This is a genomic window from Halopseudomonas yangmingensis (assembly GCF_900114825.1).
Taxonomy (GTDB): domain Bacteria; phylum Pseudomonadota; class Gammaproteobacteria; order Pseudomonadales; family Pseudomonadaceae; genus Halopseudomonas; species Halopseudomonas yangmingensis.
This window is the reverse complement of the sequence record NZ_FOUI01000010.1, coordinates 22,591-41,661: the sequence shown is the minus strand read 5'-3', so window position 1 is coordinate 41,661 and position 19,071 is coordinate 22,591. Positions and strand designations below refer to the sequence as shown.

The window sequence follows — 19,071 nt, the reverse complement described above, 5'->3', positions numbered from 1 at the left end:
TTACCTGATGAAACTGACTGCTTTGCTGGCTGCCGTAGGCACCGCCGCTCTGCTTGCTGCCCCGCTGGCCCAGGCCAACGAGGGCGAGAAGCTGTTCCGCTCCAACCCCTGCGTTGCTTGCCATATGCCGTCTTCTCCGGCAGTGGGTCCTTCGCTTGACCAGATCGCCGAACGTTACAAGGGCGCCGACGAAGACACCCTGAACACTGTGGCCAGCCACGTCGTTGCCGGCTCCAGCGGTGTATGGGGCGCCATCCCGATGCCGCCGAACGCGGTCGACCAGGATCAGGCACGCACCATTCTGGACTGGATCATCGAGCGCTGAGCACGATCCAAGCAGGTTTGGTAACGACACCGCCGGCTTTATGCCGGCGGTGTCGTTTTGCTAGAGCTGGGCAGAAATGCTCAACACCCCTGTTGACCCGGTCGCAGGCGCGTCAGTACCGGCCATAACCAGACTGCCCAACAGGCAAACGCCAGCATCCAGGCGCAAGCCGACAGGCTGATCCAGAACAGCCAGTCATGGCCCAGCGTACTCAGGCTGCGCGCCAACACCGACCCCAGCAGCAACAGACCGGCTACCGGCAGCCAGGCGCGACGATCAAGATCCAGTCCGCTGTGCAGTCGCCCGGCGATGCTCATCACCACCAGTAGCGACAAGCCAAGCGCAGCAATGCCCAGCCAGTGCCAACCGGCAGACAGCGCTATGCCGGCACCCAGCTGGGCAAAGCCAAGCAGCCCGTAACCCACCGCCATGCACAGGGGGAGCGCAAACAACAGGATCACATGGGGTTGCCACAATTCGCGGCCAATCCGCCAGTCATTCAACAGGTTAAGCAGTGCGGCGGCGGCGGCCAGCGCCAGCCAACCCTGCAATGCCGGACTGAGCAGTCCTGGCACCAGACTGGCGAGCAATTGAACCAGGGCATACAAGGCAATCAGACTGGTCGCCAGATGGCGCAGCGGCGGCCGTGGCAGAAAACGCCGCTCGGTAATCTGTAAAGCATCCAGATGCCGGTTGACGATACGCAGTGATATGCGCCCGTGGGCCAGCAGTATCAACAACATGAACAGGTGCAGCGTGGCATGCAGCCATGGCATCGCTGGCGCACCGCGCAGCAGCGCCTGATCCAGCCCAAGGCGCAGCACACAGAGCAGTAACAGGCCCCACAGGAAGCCGCGATGACGGCGGCGCGGGTCGCGCCAGAGCGGCGGCAATACCCAGCGGCACAGTAGCAGCAACAGCGCCCAATGCAACAGCAGTAACGGCCAGTATCCCAGCCAGCCGGCAGTCAGTGCGGCCAGACGTCCGGCCAGCCAGAGCAGCGCCAGCAGCACTATCAACCGGCGTGGCGGCTCGCTGGCCTTGACGAATTCAGGCAAGGCCGTCAGCAGAAAGCCAATCAGTGCTGCCAGCGACAGCCCCCAAAGCATCTCGTGCAGATGCCAGGCGAAGGGACCCGCTACGCCAAACGCGATTCCACGGCCACTGTGCAGGAAACCAAGCCACAGCCCGATCAGCAGCACCGCAGCGGCAGCACTCAGCAAGAAGAAACTGCGAAAGGCGCAGCCACTGATCACTTCCAGCCGTTGTTGCATCCAGCTCAGCATGCCGGCACCTCGTCCAGTCCAAACACCTCGCGCACCCGCTGATCCGCCAGCAGTCGCGCAAACAGCTGGTGGACGGACTCGGCATTGCGCCCGGTCGGCGCCAGGGGCAAGCGCACCTGCAGCAACAGCCGGCCCGGGTCCGGCTGCATGATAATCAGCCGATCAGCCAGCCGCAGCGCCTCTCGCAGATCATGAGTCACCAGCAGGATGCCGGGGCTGCGCCGCTGGCGATAATCCAGCAGGTGGCGGTAAAGGGTTTCGCGCAGACCAATATCCAGCGCCGAAAAGGGCTCGTCGAGCAGCAGCAGATCGGGCTCGATGAGCAAGGTGCGGCCCAGCGCCACGCGGCTCTGCATACCGCCGGAGAGCTGGTCCGGATACTGCGACAGACAGTCCGCCGACAGCTCCAGGCATGCCGCCATGGCCCGAGCACGCTGTTCGGCGTCGGTGCGCGTGACACCCTGGGCACGCAAGCCCAGGGTCAGGTTGTCCAGCGTGCGCTTCCACGGCAGCAGGCGGGGCTGCTGGAACAGACAGCCGGTACGGCTGAAACGATTGAGCAGCTGTCCGGGCTCGGCCTCCAGCAGGCCGGCACAGAGTTGCATCAGCGTGGTCTTGCCACAGCCGGATGGGCCGGCCAGCGCGACAATCTCACCCTCACGCAGGCTCAGATCAATTGCCTCCAGCACCGCATAGGGACCAAAACTCCAGCTCAGCCCCTGCAGCCGCAACAGTCGATCACCGCCGGGCGGGGCTTGCAGCCCAAGGTTGTCATCAAGCACAGCGGACAAGTCAAGTTCAGCGGTCATGTGCCTTGTCTCCAGCGTTCGGTACTGCGCTTGATCGGCTCCAGCACCAGATATTCCAGCGCCAGCAACAGCAATACCAAGGCTGCCACCCAGGCCAGCGTAGCCGCGGTATCCAGCTGACTCTGGGCGCTCGCCAGTGCCGCACCGACGCCATCCGGGGTGGACAGCAGTTCCGCCATCACCACTACCTTCCAGGCCATGCCCAAAGCGGTGATCCAGGCCGGAAACAGGTAGGACAGCACATGCGGCAGATGCACATCGACAAAGCGCTGCCAGGCCGGCAGACGCAGGCTGCGGGCCATGTCGTCAAGGCGCGGATCGCGCGTGCGCATGCCCTGCAGGGCGCCAATAAAAATCAGCGGAAAACCGGCAATAAATACGGTAAACACCGGGGTGCCATGGCCGCTACCGAACCAGATCAGCGCCAGCACCAGCCAGGCAATCGGCGGCACACCCATCAACAATGTGAGAATCGGCCGCGCCAGCAACACACCGGTCACCGTCATACCGGCCAGAATACCCAGCAGGCTGCCGGCCAGCAGCGCCAGCAGATAACCGGCCAGCACCCGACCGGCGGTGATACGCATGGCTTCCAGTGCCTGGCTGTCTGACAACATCCCCAACAGCAGACGCAAGCTGTCCAGCGGCGCCGGCAACACCAGCTCGCCATAGTGTTCGCTGGCCCACTGCCAGGCCGCCAGCAACAACAACAGACTGGCAATCGAGCCCCAGCCCGACCACAGGTAGGCAAAACACCGACGGATCATGGCTGCATGTGATAGAAGCCGTCGTCCGGCAGCTTCCCACCCACCAGTCCCGGCGCCTGCTCCAGCAGGTGTGTAAAGAGGAACTCCAGCTCGTCACGTGCCGCCGCGGCCGGCACTGCCTGCATAGGGCTGACACGAATCGAGTCGGCCACCGCTTCGGGCGTCAGCATGTCGATCTGCGCTGCCACCAGCTCACCACAGACGTCCGGCTCGGCGGCACACCATGCCAGCGCCTCGGCATAGGCCGTCTGGATCGCCGCCGCCAACGTTGGCTGCAAGGCGGCGCCCATCAATGCCAGACCAGCCTGGGGAATCCGTGCCTCGCGCTGGAACAGCCGACCCCACTCGACTTGCAGATCAACACTGCGATGCAGTTCCGGCGCAATCACGCTGACCGGAAATGAACGGGTACGCCGTAGCGCCATGGAAATCGCCGGCTCGGCCAGCAAGGCATGGTCGGCACGCCGGGTAATCAGCAACTGCATGGCATCCAGCGGGCTGGCTACGTAGCGCAAGCGCATGTCCCGCTGCGGATCAATCCCCTGCTGGCTGGCCAGCAGGCGGAACAGGATGTCCGGCATATCGCCACGGAACGGCACCAGCACTTCGCGATCACGAAAGTCTGCCAACGTCTGCAGCTGCGGGTCACGCGAGACCATCCACAGCACACCCCAGGTCGAGACGTTGAGCATCTGCAGCTCGACGCCGCGGTTGTAGAGGTTGGCGGCCACATTCACCGGCATCGCCACCACTTCGGCATCGCCACGGATGGCCAGCGCACGCAACTGGTCAGGGGTACGCCAGCTGACAAACTCGACCTGCTCGGCCCAGTCATCCAGCGCACCGCTGTCGACCATGCGGATCAACGGGTTGGACACATTGGCAAAGGGACCGGCCAGCACCAGGCGCGGCAGCTTGTCGGCGCTGGCCAATAGTGGCACAGCGCCAAGCAGGATACACAGCAGCAGGCGCAATACGGACGGCATCAGAATTCTCCGCGCAGATTGAGGCTGAGACCACGGCCGGGCGACTGGATTTCCTGACCACTGATGCCCTCAACAAGGTGCTCGTGATAGCCCCTGTCGAACAGATTGCGCAGTGTCAGTTGTGTATCCACCCGTTTGAATCCGGCAGTAGCGCCAAAACCCCAGCCCAGACTCAGGTCGACGGTGGCAAACCCGGAAGTAGCATCCTCGGTACCGTTGGCGAAGGTTTTCGCCACTCGGTTCTGCGCTTTCACCGCGCGCAGCTGGGTTCGCCAGTTAAAGCCCTGCTCGGCGGGTTGGCCCAGGCCCAGCGTCAGTTCCGGGGCTGGCATACGGTACAGCGGCTCGCGATCCTGACGGTTATCACCTTCCAGCCAGGTCAAGCGCACATCCGCCAGATAGCTGCCAAAACGTTGCGCCGCCATACCCTCGAGACCTCGAATCACTACCCGGTCAAGGTTTTCGGTGACCTTGATGGGCACTCCCTGCTGGTTGGTCTGGCCAGTTACCCGACCGGCAATATAGTCATCAATGCGCGTCCAGTGCATTGCCAGCTGATAGCTGAACAGCCCGTCATCGCCCTTCAGGCCCAATTCCAGACTGGTGGACTTTTCTGCATCGAGTTGCGGGTTGCCGCGATGGAAATAGCCATCACCACGCTCGGCATCCTCGAAGCGCTCGCGCAAATCGGGCGCCCGGTAGGCACTACCGAGGGTCACGTAGGGATTGAGCAGCGGCTGCAGGTTGTAGATGGCTCCCGCCGACCAGGATAGATTGCTGCTGCTGTTGCTCAGCCCGCTGGTCACCTGCTGGGCACCACTGCCCTTGCTGTCCGCCGTACCGCGCACCCGGTCCCAGCGCGCACCAAGCTGGACAGCCAGCTGGTCGAGCTGAATATCATCCTGCACGAACAGACCACTGGAACGCACCTCACCCTTGCTGAACGGATCACTGCGCAGCACAGTGTTGCTCGGCCCCTGGAACTGGTAACGCTCGGGATCACCGGTCATTTCCCAATGATCTACCCCAACACTCAGCAAATGGCGCTCACCAACCGGCAGTCGGTAACTGCTACGCAGGCCATCGGTACTGAAGGTCACATCGTTCCATACCTGATTGCGTTGCCGACCCGTATTCCAGGCGCGGATCTCGCGATACACCTCCTGGCGGTAGACTTCAGCATTGAAACGGCCGGCCCCCAACTGATCCTCATAGCCCAGCGCATACAGGGTGCGCTGCTGATTCGGTGAATGAATAGTCAACGTGCCGCCCAGCGCCGCCGGTGCCGGTTTGGCTGAACCCGGGTACCAGACATCCTCGGCATCATCGCGCTGCAGGTTGAGCTTGATACGACCCTGTTCACTGACGCGCAGGGCATATTTGAACAGCAGCGACTGGCTGTCGTAGCCGGTATCGGCAACCCGCCCGTCCGCGCCCTTGTAATCTTCCAGCCGGCGCAATGCCGCACCCAGCACCAGCGCTTGCCGGTCATTGCCGGTTTGCAGCAGCGCTGCCGCCTGACGTCCACGATCGACACTGGACCAGCCTGCAGCCACCCGCCCTTCCAGCTGCCCCTGATGGTTGAAATCCGGCTCCGGGGTCAGCAGGTTGACCACACCACCCAGCGCGCCACTGCCATGCAACACCGAGCCCGGCCCCTTGACCACCTCGACACGCTCGAGCAACCCCAGCTCGACCAATGAGGCAATTGCCCCTTGCGGCTGCGCCGAGTTCAGGCGGTTACCGTCAACCAGCAGCACAATGCTTTCCTTGCTCAAACCGCGCAAGACCGGATTCTGTCCCCAGGCGCCATCGGACTGTACCGCCAGGCCCGGCTGGCCACGCAGCAAACTGCCAACAGTCGCACCAGGCTCAGCCTGTTCCGGCGTCAGCACCAGGCTGGCGCCGGGCGTGCGCATGGCATCGGCCTGGTAGCCCTTGGCAGTTACTGTGGTAGCAGGCAACTGGACTGCGGCAGAGGCCGCCAGCGGAGTAGCCAGCAGAGCCAATAGAGCTTTGGACAACGGGTGACGAATGAACATGCGACTACTCCATGCAAGTGATGGAGCGAATCATACTCAAATAATAACTATTATCAATTGATGCCAGTCAATTTAGCGCTCCCGATACGCCGGCACCAGCCCCTCACTGCCCATCAGCCGGTCATAGCGCATGCTCAGGCCATTCAGATCCAGCACCTCGACCCCGCCGTAGCGCACCACGATCAACTGCTCCTGCTCCAGTCGCTTGAGCGCCTTGCTGATGCTTGGCCGCGCAGCGCCCAACAACGATGCCAGTTGCTCGTGACTGACAGCCACCAGGTGAGCATCTTCCGGCTGTGTCACCGGATCCGGTCGATTGGCCAATGCAAGGCGCACGATATAGCGTGCCACCCGCTCCTTCAGTGGCAGGGTCGCTGTGTCCTCCAGCGCGCCGAAGGCCAGGCGCAGCCGACGCGCCAGCATCAGGTTGATCGCCCGGGCAATCTCGGGATGGCGTAGGTAAAACTCGTTGAACAGGTTGCGGTGCAGCACCCGCACCTGCAGGTCGCCCTCGGCAATTGCATGGTTGATGCGTGGCAGACCATCGAGCAGCGCCAGGTCACCGACACAGTCACCCTCATACAGCAGGCCGAACACGAACTCGCGACCGTCCGGGGCAAAGTTGCACACACGGATCCGCCCGCTGACCACCTGATACATCGCATCCCCCGGCTGTCCGGGACTGTAGAGGGTTTCACCATCGCGCAGCTGGCGTAACGGCATGCGCTGGGTCAGCGCCTGCTGCAGCTCTTCGGGCAGGCTGGCCATCCAGTTGTGCAGGGCAGGTATCACATGCATGCAGACACACTCGACAGTCGTGGGGTGGGAGCGATTGTAACCTTGATTGCAGAGAACCCGGCAAACCCGGACTAGAGTGATATCAAGCGCCCTGCCCAGGGCCGATAACAACACCGGGAGAACCTGTGATGCCCCAGCTGAAATCCTCCAGCACCAGTCGGAGAGGCCACCGATGAAACCCATACACCCGCTGATCGGCCTGCCGCGTGCCCTGCCGGGCGGTTTTATGCAGGGCCTGCAAAGCTTTGGCGAGGTGTGGGTAGCCGAACCCGGGCAAGTCCCGCCGGCCTCCCTGCGCATCTGGGTCAGCAGTGCGCTGGACCCGGTCAACGCCGAACTGATCGACAGCCTGCCGGCATCCCTCCGGCTGATCGCCAATATTGGCGTCGGTTATGACAACATTGACCTGCAGGCGGCACACAAGCGCGGCATCGCGGTAAGCAATACCCCGGTAGTTACCGAAGACACCGCCGACCTGGCCTGGGCCCTGCTGCTGTCCGCCTGCCGGCGCCTCAGCGCCAGCGAACGCTTCTTGCGCGAGGGCCGCTGGGCCGAGGGCGACAGCCCGCCGCTCGGGCAACGGGTACATGGCCGCACCCTCGGCATCGTCGGTCTGGGCAGCATCGGCCAGGCGGTCGCCCGACGCGCCAGCGGTTTTGGCATGCGCCTGATGTATCACGCACCACGGCGCAAGCCGGCGCTGGAGCAGGCACTTGGCATCAGCTATTGCAGCACCCTCGAACAGTTGCTGGAGCGCAGCGACATTCTCAGCCTGCATTGCCCGCTCAACCAGCATACCCGCCACCTGCTGAATGCCGAGCGACTGGCGCTGATGAAGCCCGGCAGCGTGCTGATCAATACCGGTCGGGGCGCGCTGATTGACGAACAGGCACTGGTCGATGCACTGCGCCACGGTCGGCCGGCCGCCGCCGGGCTGGATGTATTCGAGCATGAACCACAGCTGACCGCCGGTCTCGCCGCCCTGGCGAATGTCACCCTGCTGCCGCATATCGGCAGCGCCACCGGCGAATGCCGCCAGGACATGGCGCTGCGCCTGCTGGCGAATATCCGCCACTTCCTCGCCAATGGCGCCCCGCTCGACCGGGTCAGCCTGCCACCTGCCGGAGAACCCGCATGACCGATCCACTCAAGGGTTGCCTGAATATCGCCGACCTGCACCGGCGCGCCCGATCCCGCCTGCCGTTTCCGATCTACCAGTATCTGGAACGCGGCGCCGACGATGAATACAGCCTGCGCAACAACACCAGCGCCTTCGAGCATTACCAGCTGCAGCCGCGCGCCCTGGCGGATGTCAGCCAGCTGGACACGCGCACCCGGGTATTCGGCTGCGACATCGACTGGCCCCTGATCATGGCGCCGACCGGCATGACCAAGCTATTCCATCCGGATGGCGAACTGGCGGCGGTGCGCGCCGCCGCGCGGGCCGGCACCCTGTACTGCGCCTCGACCTTCTCCAGTGTCGACCTGGAAAGCATCGCCGCCGCCAGTCCGGCACCGAAGATGTTCCAGGTCTATGTGGTTACCGACCAGCAGCTCAACGACCAGTTGATCGAGCGAGCCCGTGCTGCGGGCTATACGGCGATGTGCCTGACCGTGGATACCGTGGTCGGCGGCAACCGCGAGGAAGTGGCGCGCGCCGGCATGAACATCCCGCCAAAACTCAGCCCGAAAAGCGCCCTGCAGTTTGCCGCGCGACCACGCTGGGTGTGGAACTACCTGAGCCGGCCAAAGTGGGATCTGGCCAACCTGTCGGACCGCATCCGCCCCGGCAAGGACGGCAAGCGCGACATGGCCAGCTACCTGGGCGGACTACTTGAGCGCCGGCTCAACTGGGCGCACGCCGAACGCATGATCCGCCAGTGGGGGGGCCCCTTTGCGATCAAGGGCATCATGTCCGCCGCCGATGCCCGCCGCGCGGTGGAGATGGGCGCCAGCGCGCTGTTTATCTCCAACCACGGCGGACGCCAGCTGGACAGCACCCCGGCACCGATCGAGCTGGTGGCGGAAATCCGCGCCGCAGTGGGACCGAAGATTGACATCATCGTCGATGGCGGCATTCGCCGTGGCACCCATATCCTCAAGGCGCTGGCGATGGGTGCCAGTGCCTGCAGTGTCGGCCGGCCCTACCTGTACGGACTGGCTGCCGGCGGTGAGGATGGCGCGGTACGCGCCCTGCAGATGCTGCGCAGCGAACTGGAACGCAACATGATCCTCGCCGGCTGCCCACGCCTCAGCGAGATCGGCCCGGATCTGGTGCGCAACCCGGCACCGCGCTGGGACCCGCAGCAGGCCACCACTGTCCACCGGGAGCACAGCCATGACTGAGCGTTTTCAACAACTGCGCCCGGCACTGCTGGAGGTGCTGGACAACGACGGCCTGCTGACCGGCAGCGATGTAGCGCAACGCAGCGACTGCTGGCCCGGCCGCGAACCCAGCCGCGCTCTGGCAGTGATGCTGCCACGCAACACCACGCAGGTCAGTCAGTTGCTGCATCTGTGTCACGCCGCCGGCCAGCCGGTGGTCACCCAGGGCGGGCGTACCGGGCTGGTGCACGGCACTGAAACCGCCAGTGACGAGATCATCCTGTCGTTGGAGCGCATGACCGCCATCGAGGACTGCAATCCACAGGCCGCCACCATCACCGTGCAGGCCGGTGTACCCCTGCAGAGCGTGCAGGAGCTGGCCGAACAGCACGGCCTGATGTTTCCGCTGGATCTCGGCTCGCGTGGCTCCTGCACCATTGGCGGCAATATCGCCACCAATGCCGGCGGCATGCGGGTGATCCGCTATGGCATGACCCGCCAGCAGGTACTTGGGCTGGAAGTGGTGCTGGCTGACGGCACCGTGCTCGACTCGATGAACCGCATGATCAAGAACAATGCCGGCTACGACCTCAAACAGCTGTTTATCGGCAGCGAGGGCACCCTCGGGGTGATCACCCGCGCGGTACTTCGCCTGCAACCCTTACCCGGCAGCGAGCAGAACGCGCTGCTGGCAGTGCCCTCGTTCAATGCCCTGACCCGTCTGCTGCACAGTCTGAACCGTGAACTCGGCGGGCGCCTGAGTGCCTTCGAGGTGATGTGGCAGAGCCACTATCGCACGGTGGCAGTGGAATCCGGCAAGCACATCCCGCCACTGCCGGCCGACCAGCCCTGGTATGTGATGGTCGAGGCGCTGGGCAGTGAACCACTGCACGACGCCGAACAGTTCGAACGGGTGCTGGCACAGATGCTTGAACAGGAGCTGGCGGTGGATGCGGTGATCGCCCAGTCGCGTGCCCAGCGTGACAGCCTGTGGGCAATCCGCGAGGACATCCCGTCGATAGTCGCGGCGATGATGCCGCCGGTGAGCTTTGATGTCAGCCTGCCAATCGAGGCGATGGAGCGCTATGTGCAGGGTGTCGAACAGGCATTGCGCGAACAGTTCGGCGAGCGCGGCAAGCTGCTGGTGTTCGGCCACCTCGGGGATGGCAACCTGCACCTGGTGACCAGCGTTGGCGACGCCAGCGCCGAGACCCGCCGCGCCATCGAACAACTGGTATATACCCCGCTGCAGGCACTCGGCGGCTCGGTGTCAGCGGAACACGGCATAGGTCTGGAGAAACGCGACTACCTGCAGCTGTCGCGCACGCCGGAGGAAATCGCGCTGATGCAACTGCTCAAGCGGAGTCTCGACCCCAAGGGCCTGCTCAACCCCGGAAAGGTGATAGCCTGAAGCTCGGCGTGCGGCCAGACTGCGCGGCAAGGGCAGCAGGGTCAGCAACTGCCAATGCCTCGAACTGATCCACTTTGACGATTTGCAACACCACTGCTAAGTTTTCTGCTGTGCTACACCCAAGCTGCGTCGATACAGCCCACATCCCGGCTGTGGCGCATCCACCACCGCGTCAGCAGTCGCTGCCTGCGGGCAGCAGGAGAGCAGTCATGGATATTCAGGCATTGCGCCAACGCCTGCAGCAGGCCAGCGACGAAGAACACTACGGGCATGCCTTGCAGCACTGGTTGCAGCAACGCAGCGGCGAACTGCACCGGGCGATTGCCCTGGGTGACAACGGCGACAGCAACCTGCTGGGCTTTGCCCGTGCCTATATCGGCCAGGTACCGGATCTGCTGGAACAGGCGGGTGAGGTAGCGCGCAATCATGGTCTGAGCGAGCAGGTGCTGCCGGTGCTGCGGGTGGCCAGTACCTTCTTTGCCCGGCCGGCGGAACTGCCGGCAGAGCACAGCGGCTTGCTCGAGCTGCTGGATGAGGCCTACCTGGCGCAGCGGCTGATCGAGGAAGTCAACGAGCGCTACATGGCCGCCGGGGCCGGCCCACTGATCCCGCTGAACAACACCACCGCCAACCTGATCGTCCACCACCTGCTCGGCGAGCCCTTCAGCAACCAGCTGGACCTGGCCGTGCAGCGGGCGGTAGAGCGTCTGCTGCCGGCACGGGTGTTCGAACAAAGCGCCTTTGCCGACTACCGGCTGGCCAGCGCCAGTCAGGCCGCGCGCAGCGCCTGGGCCAGCTGCAGCTGCCTGTCCAGCGAGCTCGGGCTGAGCCTGCGGCTACCGCAATGCGCCAACCACCTGCCCTGCCCGCTGGACGATCAGGACTGAGGGTCAGCGTCCTTTTTCAGCCGCGGATTGACGAAGAACTTCACCGGCTGCACCTGCGGGTCGGCCGGTTTCGGCGCTGCCGGGGTGACCCGGGTATCAAGCTCGCGCGGCACACTGTTGCCGCGCTCATCCAGACTGTCGGCATAGCCACATTCGACGCACTCGCGGTGCATCACGCCGTCTTCGTGCCAGCTGCGGATGGTATCCATGCGGCTGCAGGCCGGGCATACCGCGCCAGCAATGAAGCGCTTGGGTGGCGTGCTCATGCGGCACGCTCCCCGAGCAGTCCGCTGTGGCGCAGCAAGGGTTCGATGCTCGGCTCGCGACCACGGAACTCGACAAACAAGGCCATCGGCTCACGACTGCCGCCCTGCGCCAGCACGTTGTCACGGAACGACCTGCCGGTTTGCGGGTTGAGCACGCCCTCCTCCTCGAAACGCGAGAAGGCATCGGCGGACAGCACCTCGGCCCACTTGTAGCTGTAGTAACCGGCCGCGTAGCCGCCGGCAAAGATATGACTGAAGCCATTCTGGAAACGGTTGAACGCCGGCGGCGGGAATACCGAGGTCTGCGCGCGCACTGCATCCAGCACCTGCTGCACACTCTGGTCCGGATGGCAGCCAGCATGCAGTTCGAAATCAAACAGCGAGAACTCGACCTGGCGCAGCATGCCCAGCCCGGACTGGAAGTTGCGCGCCGCCAGCATCTTGTCCAGCAGCGCCTGTGGCAGCGGCTCGCCAGTCTGGTAATGGCCGGAAATCAGCGCCAGCCCCTCGGGCTCCCAGCACCAGTTCTCCATAAACTGACTGGGCAGCTCCACCGCATCCCAGGCCACCCCGTTGATACCGGAGGCCGCCGGGTAGTCGACACGGGTCAGCAGGTGGTGCAGGCCATGGCCGAACTCATGGAACAGCGTGGTCACTTCGTCATGTGTCAGCAGTGCCGGCTTGCCGCCGCTGGCCGGGGTGAAGTTGCCGACCAGATAGGCAATCGGCTGCTGCAGCTGGCCGTCCGGCAGGCGCCGGCGGTCACGACAGCCATCCATCCAGGCCCCGCCGCGCTTGTGGCTGCGGGCATACAGGTCAAGGAAGAAACGCCCGATGCGCTGGCCCTGCTCGAACACCTCGAACAGCCGCGCATCGGCATGCCAGCGCTCGAACGCCTGCACCTCGCGCAGTTCGATACCGTACAGGCGCTGGACAATCGCGAACATGCCGTTGATCACGGTATCCACCGGGAAATACGGGCGCAGCTCCTCCTGCGAGATGGCATAGCGGTGCTGGCGCAGCTGTTCGCTGAAGTAACCGACATCCCAGCTCTGCAGATCCGTGCAGCCGCGCTCGGCGGCAAAGGCACGCAGCTCGGCCAGATCCTGCTCGGCGTGCGGGCGGCTGCGGCTGGCCAGGTCACGCAGGAACTGCAGCACCTGCTCCGGCGTCTCGGCCATCTTGGTCGCCAGCGACAGCTCGGCATAGCTGGCAAAGCCCAGCAGGCTCGCCAGCTCCTGACGCAGCTGCAGGGTTTCATCAATCAGCGGGCCATTGTCGAACTGGCCGGCCTGCGGCCCCTGATCGGAGGCACGGGTGCAGTAGGCGGTGTACAGCTCCTGCCGCAGCGCGCGGTCGTGGGCATAGGTCATCACCGCGTAGTAGCTGGGGAAATCCAGGGTCACCAGCCAGCCATCCTCGCCACGCGCCTGGGCGGCATCACGGGCCTGCGCCAGTGCCGACTCCGGCAGGCCATCCAGCGCCGCCGCATCAGTAAACGACTTGCTCCAGGCCTGGGTGGCATCCAGCAGCTGGTTGGAGAAGCGACTGGCCAGCTCCGACAGGCGCATCTGCAGCTCGCCATAGCGCTGCTGCTGCTCGGCGGGCAGGGCAATCCCGGACAGCCGGAAGTCACGCAGGGCGTGCTGCACAATGGTCTGCTGGGTCTGATCCAGGGTGGCAAAGGCCGGACCTTCGGCCAACTGCTGGTAGGCCTGATAGAGCCGCTGGTTCTGTCCCAGCTCGGTGTAGTACTGGCTCAGCAGCGGCAGGCAGCTGTCATAGGCTTCACGCAGCTCGGGGCTGTTCATCACCGCATTCAGGTGACTGACCGGCGACCAGGCGCGGCTCAGTCGCTCGCCCATCTCGTCCAGCGGCTGCACCAGCGTGGCCCAGCTCCACTGCACCGGCGGGTTGTCCAGCAGCGCCTCGAGGGTCTGGCGATTGTCCGCCAGAATCTGTTCGATGGCCGGCTTTACCTGCTCGGCACGCATCGCGGCAAACGGGGGCAGGTCATAGGGTTGCAGCAGGGGGTTGGACATGCGCTGGGTATCCTGAATCGGCAAGTGACTTACAATGCCCGCATGGTAATCGACCAGGGGCCGCTTGGCAGCGTACTGTGGTTGAAAGTTTTCAATGAAGGCGATAGCCGCACAATTCAAGGGCAAGGCAATGGCGATACGCAGTTTCCAAGGCCAGCAGCCACGGCTGGGCCAACGGGTGTTCATCGACCCCAGCGCGGTGGTGCTGGGCGATGTCGAGCTGGGCGATGATTGCTCGGTATGGCCGTGCACGGTGATCCGTGGCGATATGCACAGCATCCGCATCGGCGCACGCAGCAGTGTGCAGGACGGCAGCGTGCTGCACATCACCCACGCCGGGCCGTTCAACCCGGAGGGCTTTGCCCTGAGCATCGGCGAGGAAGTAACCATCGGCCACAAGGTGCTGCTGCACGGCTGCACCCTGGGCAACCGCATTCTGGTCGGCATGGGCAGCATAGTGATGGACGGTGCGGTGATCGAGGACCAGGTGATCCTCGGTGCCGGCAGCCTGGTGCCCGCCGGCAAACGCCTGAAAAGCGGCCACCTGTACATGGGCAGCCCGGCCCGCGAGGTGCGCAGGCTGAGCGACCGTGAAATCGAGTTCTTCAACTACACCGCCGCAAACTATGTGCGGCTGAAGGACCAGCATCTGGCCGAAAACCGGTAGCCCCCTAAAAGGGGACAGATTTATTTTTCTGAGAAAAATAAATCTGTCCCCTTTTAGGGGTTCGGCCGGCTGACTGATAGCTAATCAGTTCGATGAATGGTGACCGAATCGTCACGGCGGCTGGTTTATCATCCAATTCCTGGCGAGCCCGCTGAACGCTGTTCGGGCCGCATACACCGTTTGCAGCGAACACGAGGTTTTCAATGAGCCGCTATACCAACCGCAAGATTGTGCTGAACCAGCGCCCGCAGGGCGAAATCCGCGATGGCGACCTGCTTCTCAAGGAAGAACCTGTGCGCGAACTTCGCGATGACGAAGTGCTGATCCAGACGCTGTGGCTGTCGCTTGATCCCTACATGCGCCCGCGCATGAACGACAGCAAGGGCTATATGGACCCGATCGAGATCGGTGCGCCGATCGTCGGCGAAAGCGTTGGCCGAGTAGTCGAATCCAACTCCGCCAACTACCAGGCCGGCGATCTGGTCACTGTGTATTCCGGCTGGCAGGAGTACTGCATCATCCCCGGTGACGCCCCCATGGTGTACAAGATCAAGGATCAGGGCGCGCCGCTGCAGACTTACCTGGGCGTGGCCGGCATGCCCGGACGTACCGGTTACTGCGGCCTGATGTATGTCGGCAAGCCAAAGGCCGGTGAGACCGTGGTGGTATCCGCCGCCTCCGGTCCGGTCGGCACCGTGGTTGGCCAGACCGCCAAGCAGCTGGGTTGCCGCGTGGTTGGTGTGGCCGGTGGCCCGGAGAAGTGCCGCTATGTGGTCGAGGAGCTGGGCTTTGACGCCTGTGTCGACTACAAGGCCGGCAACCTCGAGGCCGACATGGCCGCTGCCTGCCCGCAGGGCATCGACGTGTATTTCGAGAACGTCGGTGGCGAAGTCACCCGGGCCGTGGCCAAGCTGCTGAATCCCGGCGCGCGGGTGCCGATCTGCGGCTACGTGTCGGCCTACAACGCCGAGGACGCAAGCAAGGTGGAAACCCCGTTCCACGTGTTCGGCGCACTGGATCCGAAGCCGGAGCACCGCTTCTTTCTGGTCACCGAGTGGCAGGACCAGCATCAGGAAATCACCGCGTTGCTGGCCGGCCAGGTCGCCAGCGGTCAGCTGAAGTACAGCGAGACCGTTGCTGAAGGTCTGGAGAATGCCGTTGAGGCGTTCAAGGGCATGCTCAAGGGCAAGAACTTCGGCAAGCAGCTGGTGCATATCGCCGACTGAGGCTGGCTCGCCAGCTACACAAAAGGGGCCGCCATGGCCCCTTTTGTTGTATTGGCTGGTCGCCCGCTCAGTCGGTAGATTTATCCAGTTTGAACTGATTGATGGTTTCGCGCAGGGTTTGCGCCATACCCAGCAACTCGGCAGCAATATGAGCGGTTTCCTGAGCATCCCGCGAGGTCTGTTCAGCAGACTGGCTGATGCCAGCCAGGTTGCCGTTGACCGCCTCAGAAACCTTGCTTTGCTCGTCAGAAGCATGCTCCATCTGCTGATTCAGTGCAGTAATTTCACGCACCGCTCCGGCAATTGTCTGCAGCTCGTTCTCCACGTGCAAAATCGCCTGTACCTGATCGCCAGCCAATGACGACGCATGCTGCATGGTGCCGAGACAGTCCACCACTTCGGCCTTCAGCCCATCAATGGTGCGACGAATTTCTTCCGTGGAGTCCTGGGTCCGGGAAGCCAGCGCACGCACCTCATCGGCCACCACCGAAAAACCGCGTCCAGCTTCACCGGCACGCGCCGCCTCGATGGCCGCATTCAGCGCCAGCAGGTTAGTCTGGTCAGCAATGGTGGCGATCACCGTGAGCATCTCGTTCATTGCACTGGTGCGCTGATCCAGCTCGGCAATCCGCCGCGCACCCTCCTGCACCTCGGCATTCAACTGTTCGATTCCCTGTACCGCCTTGCGTGCCAGTTGTTCTCCATTGCTTGCGGCATTGGTGGTATCCAGCGACTTGCGACTGGTATTCACTGCGTTTTCCCTGACCTCCACCGCCGAGGCAGCCATCTCAGTAGTAGCACTGGCAACCTGGTCGGTATTGTCCTTCTGCGCCATTACCTCGCGCACCGTGGTGTCAGCCTTGTGTGCAATCTGTTCAGCGGCCTGCTGAACCCGCCCGGCGTTATCCACCACCAGATGCATACTGGCGTTTATCTTGCCGACCATACGGTTGAAAGCCCGCGCAACCGATCCAATCTCGTCATTACGCGAGTCATCCAGACGAATCGTCAGATCGGAGTTGCTGGCAATACTTTCCATGCGGTCATGAAGCTGACGCAGGCGTGCGGTAACCAGGCGGCCCAGTACCACAGCCGTGCCGGCAAAGGCGAGGAGAAAAATCAGGATCTGCACGCTGGCGCTGGTAACCAGCTGGGTATTCAGCCGTGCATCACTCTCAGCCAGCGAGTAGTCGACACGGATCGCGCCCAAAATATCGCCCTCATTAGCCTGATGGCAGAGCAGGCAATTGACTCCCTGGTAATCTGCCATTGCCACGATCGGCTCCAAGAGGGTGAACACACGCCCACTGTCATTCATGGAATAACGCTCAACCCGCTCCCCCTGCAGCGCCTGCATTTCCTCTGGCGAACGGTTGCGCTGGTAATCGGCTCCCGGGCCGTAGAGGGCATTCAGCTTGTCGCTGCGCACCACCCGCACATCCAGTACCGCAGGTGATGCCATGGTGCGCTCACGCAGCAATGGCTGATTGGCGATAGTGCCGGTCACCATCATGGTATTCAGCGCATCAAAATAGGACTTCTGCAGACCTTCAACGTACTTTCTGGTGTAGTCCTCCATGTGTGCACGCTGGCTGTGATTGGCGTACAGCAGAGTGAAGGCAAGCACCAGGGTAAAGGCGCTGGCAAGAGCTGCCAGCAAAAGAAATCGGATCGAGCGATTCTTCTTCATTATCAGTTTCCCGTACAAGCAGGTCCGGTTGCCGGCTCCCGATGAGCCCATATCACAGCTACCAGGGAACCCTAATGCAGTTGCTTCATGAATTTCAATGTCATGGGTCAAGCCGGAAGCAAACTGCCACTCCTGTTATTGACCGACAGGTCATCTTAAGCGTTTGATAAGCCCGCAGCGTCAATGACATAATTCGCATGTTTGGTTCCTCGCGGCCCGCCCCAGGCCGCGACCCCGACCTACCGACAAGACGGGCCCCAGTCCCGCATCCGGAGTTACTCCCCAATGAAGAAAATCCTTGCCAGCCTGCTGGCTGTCGGCGTTGCCGGCGCCTCGGGTATTGCCGCGGGCGCCGGTTTTGCGCTCAATGAGCAAAGCATCAGTGCCATGGGCACCTCCTTTGCTGGCCGCTCCTCATCCGCCAGCGATGCAACCACCCTGTACGGCAACCCTGCCGGCATGGCGCTGCTTGATCGTGCCCAGGCCAGCGGTGGTCTTGCTGTCATCCATGCCAGCAGCCGCATAGACAGCGCCAGCGCCAACTCACCGTTCGGTACAGAGGTTCAGGGCAGCAACAAGGGTGACATGGTTCCCTTTACCGGCGTTCCCATGGGTTTTTATGTACGCCCGCTGGATGAGCGCTGGCATGCTGGCGTGGGAATCTATGTACCCTTCGGCATGATCACCGATTACGAAAGGGGTTTTCAGGGCCGTTATTTCGGTGATTACAGCGAAGTACGGGTGATTACCCTGCAGCCGACCCTCAGCTACAAGGTCAACGAACGCCTGTCGCTGGGTTTCGGACCAACCCTGAACCGTGTTGACGGGCGTCTGGAGACAGCCGTGTTTACCGGTACTGCCACCGATGGCCGCATCATTATCAAGGGTGACGATACCGCGGTGGGCTACAACCTGGGCGCTCTGCTGCAGGTAACACCAGCGACACGCCTGGGCGTTACTTACCACTCAATGGTCGACTACCGCCTGGAAGGCAGGGTGCAAGTGCGCAACCTGCCGCCGCCGGTCAATGGCAACTATCCGGCAACGCTGGACCTGCGCACTCCGGAGATGATCGACCTGTCAGTAACCCACCAACTGGATCCACGCTGGACCCTGCACGCCGGTGCCGCCTGGACCCGCTGGAGCCGCCTGCAGACCATCAAGCCGGTTAGCGCGTTCCCCTCGGCGATTGAGGAAAAGCAGCACTGGAACGACAGCTGGGCCTATGCCTTTGGCGCCACCCTGCAGCTCAATCCGCGCCTGCAACTGCGCAGCGGTATCGCCTTTGACCAGAGTCCGACCAATAATATCGAGCGCTCTCCGCGTATTCCCAGTGGCGACCGCGTAGCTGTCAGTCTTGGACTTGGCTGGCAGCTGAGCGAGCAGACCAGCGTCGATCTGGCCTGGAGCTACCTGCGCGAGGAAGATACCGATATCGACATCAGCAATCCGCGCAAGGGCAACTACCGCGCCACTTACAAGAACAGTGCCCACGGCCTGGGCGCGCAGTTCAACTACCTGTTCTGAGCACTGGCCCTGCCCGG

Annotated in this window: 17 protein-coding genes; 8 read left to right on the top strand and 9 right to left on the bottom strand. The window is 63.1% G+C overall.

Annotated features, from left to right (window positions below):
* Positions 1-7 precede the first annotated feature (7 nt).
* Positions 8-325, top strand: coding sequence for a c-type cytochrome (locus BMZ23_RS10030; RefSeq protein ID WP_093476357.1), 318 nt, complete (start codon positions 8-10; stop codon positions 323-325).
* Positions 326-405: 80 nt separating this feature from the next.
* Here BMZ23_RS10030 and BMZ23_RS10025 read toward each other — a convergent pair whose 3' ends face one another.
* The 6 genes from BMZ23_RS10025 to BMZ23_RS14830 all read right to left on the bottom strand — a co-directional run bounded on the left by BMZ23_RS10025 (position 406) and on the right by BMZ23_RS14830 (position 7,013).
* Positions 406-1,611 (bottom strand): NnrS family protein, encoded by a 1,206-nt coding sequence (locus BMZ23_RS10025; protein WP_093476354.1) that lies wholly within the window; start codon positions 1,609-1,611, stop codon positions 406-408.
* Entirely contained in the window at positions 1,605-2,420 is an 816-nt protein-coding gene (locus BMZ23_RS10020) for an ABC transporter ATP-binding protein (protein WP_093476351.1), read from the bottom strand. The genes BMZ23_RS10025 and BMZ23_RS10020 overlap by 7 nt, the downstream gene beginning before the upstream one ends.
* A complete protein-coding gene (locus BMZ23_RS10015; RefSeq protein ID WP_093476348.1) occupies positions 2,417-3,187 on the bottom strand; it encodes an ABC transporter permease in 771 nt (256 codons plus the stop codon). Before BMZ23_RS10015 ends, BMZ23_RS10020 begins: the two co-directional genes overlap by 4 nt.
* Positions 3,184-4,173 (bottom strand): ABC transporter substrate-binding protein, encoded by a 990-nt coding sequence (locus BMZ23_RS10010; RefSeq protein ID WP_093476345.1) that lies wholly within the window; start codon positions 4,171-4,173, stop codon positions 3,184-3,186. Before BMZ23_RS10010 ends, BMZ23_RS10015 begins: the two co-directional genes overlap by 4 nt.
* Positions 4,173-6,215 (bottom strand): TonB-dependent receptor, encoded by a 2,043-nt coding sequence (locus BMZ23_RS10005; protein ID WP_093476342.1) that lies wholly within the window; start codon positions 6,213-6,215, stop codon positions 4,173-4,175. The genes BMZ23_RS10010 and BMZ23_RS10005 overlap by 1 nt, the downstream gene beginning before the upstream one ends.
* 72 nt (positions 6,216-6,287) lie before the next feature.
* Complete coding sequence (locus tag BMZ23_RS14830) at positions 6,288-7,013, bottom strand: Crp/Fnr family transcriptional regulator (RefSeq protein WP_177197261.1); 726 nt, start codon at positions 7,011-7,013, stop codon at positions 6,288-6,290.
* Between the two features lie 172 nt (positions 7,014-7,185).
* On the opposite strand from BMZ23_RS14830, the gene BMZ23_RS09990 reads away from it, so the two are divergent.
* From BMZ23_RS09990 to BMZ23_RS09975, 4 genes are all read left to right on the top strand, one after another.
* The gene (locus tag BMZ23_RS09990; protein WP_093476339.1) at positions 7,186-8,151 is read left to right on the top strand and encodes a 2-hydroxyacid dehydrogenase; all 966 of its coding nucleotides are present in this window, start codon (positions 7,186-7,188) and stop codon (positions 8,149-8,151) included.
* Complete coding sequence (locus BMZ23_RS09985; RefSeq protein ID WP_093476336.1) at positions 8,148-9,359, top strand: alpha-hydroxy acid oxidase; 1,212 nt, start codon at positions 8,148-8,150, stop codon at positions 9,357-9,359. Before BMZ23_RS09990 ends, BMZ23_RS09985 begins: the two co-directional genes overlap by 4 nt.
* The gene (locus tag BMZ23_RS09980) at positions 9,352-10,749 is read left to right on the top strand and encodes an FAD-binding oxidoreductase (protein WP_093476333.1); all 1,398 of its coding nucleotides are present in this window, start codon (positions 9,352-9,354) and stop codon (positions 10,747-10,749) included. Before BMZ23_RS09985 ends, BMZ23_RS09980 begins: the two co-directional genes overlap by 8 nt.
* A 209-nt stretch (positions 10,750-10,958) precedes the next feature.
* Positions 10,959-11,636, top strand: a complete 678-nt coding sequence (locus BMZ23_RS09975) for a hypothetical protein (protein WP_093476330.1) — start codon at positions 10,959-10,961, stop codon at positions 11,634-11,636.
* On the opposite strand, the gene BMZ23_RS09970 is transcribed toward BMZ23_RS09975, so the two are convergent.
* On the bottom strand, positions 11,627-11,902 hold the full coding sequence (locus BMZ23_RS09970; RefSeq protein ID WP_093476326.1) for a YheV family putative zinc ribbon protein: 276 nt from the start codon (positions 11,900-11,902) through the stop codon (positions 11,627-11,629). The genes BMZ23_RS09975 and BMZ23_RS09970 overlap by 10 nt on opposite strands.
* Positions 11,899-13,944, bottom strand: a complete 2,046-nt coding sequence (prlC, locus tag BMZ23_RS09965; RefSeq protein ID WP_093476534.1) for an oligopeptidase A — start codon at positions 13,942-13,944, stop codon at positions 11,899-11,901. Before prlC ends, BMZ23_RS09970 begins: the two co-directional genes overlap by 4 nt.
* A 130-nt stretch (positions 13,945-14,074) precedes the next feature.
* Here prlC and BMZ23_RS09960 point away from each other — a divergent pair, with 130 nt between their 5' ends.
* Positions 14,075-14,611, top strand: coding sequence for a gamma carbonic anhydrase family protein (locus tag BMZ23_RS09960; RefSeq protein ID WP_093476323.1), 537 nt, complete (start codon positions 14,075-14,077; stop codon positions 14,609-14,611).
* A 203-nt stretch (positions 14,612-14,814) separates the two neighbouring features.
* Positions 14,815-15,837 carry an NADP-dependent oxidoreductase gene (locus tag BMZ23_RS09955; RefSeq protein WP_093476320.1) on the top strand — a complete coding sequence of 341 codons (1,023 nt, stop codon included), beginning with the start codon at positions 14,815-14,817 and terminating at the stop codon, positions 15,835-15,837.
* A gap of 67 nt (positions 15,838-15,904) precedes the next feature.
* Here BMZ23_RS09955 and BMZ23_RS09950 read toward each other — a convergent pair whose 3' ends face one another.
* Positions 15,905-17,527 (bottom strand): methyl-accepting chemotaxis protein, encoded by a 1,623-nt coding sequence (locus tag BMZ23_RS09950; RefSeq protein ID WP_093476317.1) that lies wholly within the window; start codon positions 17,525-17,527, stop codon positions 15,905-15,907.
* A gap of 285 nt (positions 17,528-17,812) precedes the next feature.
* On the opposite strand from BMZ23_RS09950, the gene BMZ23_RS09945 reads away from it, so the two are divergent.
* Entirely contained in the window at positions 17,813-19,054 is a 1,242-nt protein-coding gene (locus tag BMZ23_RS09945) for an OmpP1/FadL family transporter (protein ID WP_093476314.1), read from the top strand.
* The last annotated feature ends 17 nt before the right edge of the window (positions 19,055-19,071 follow it).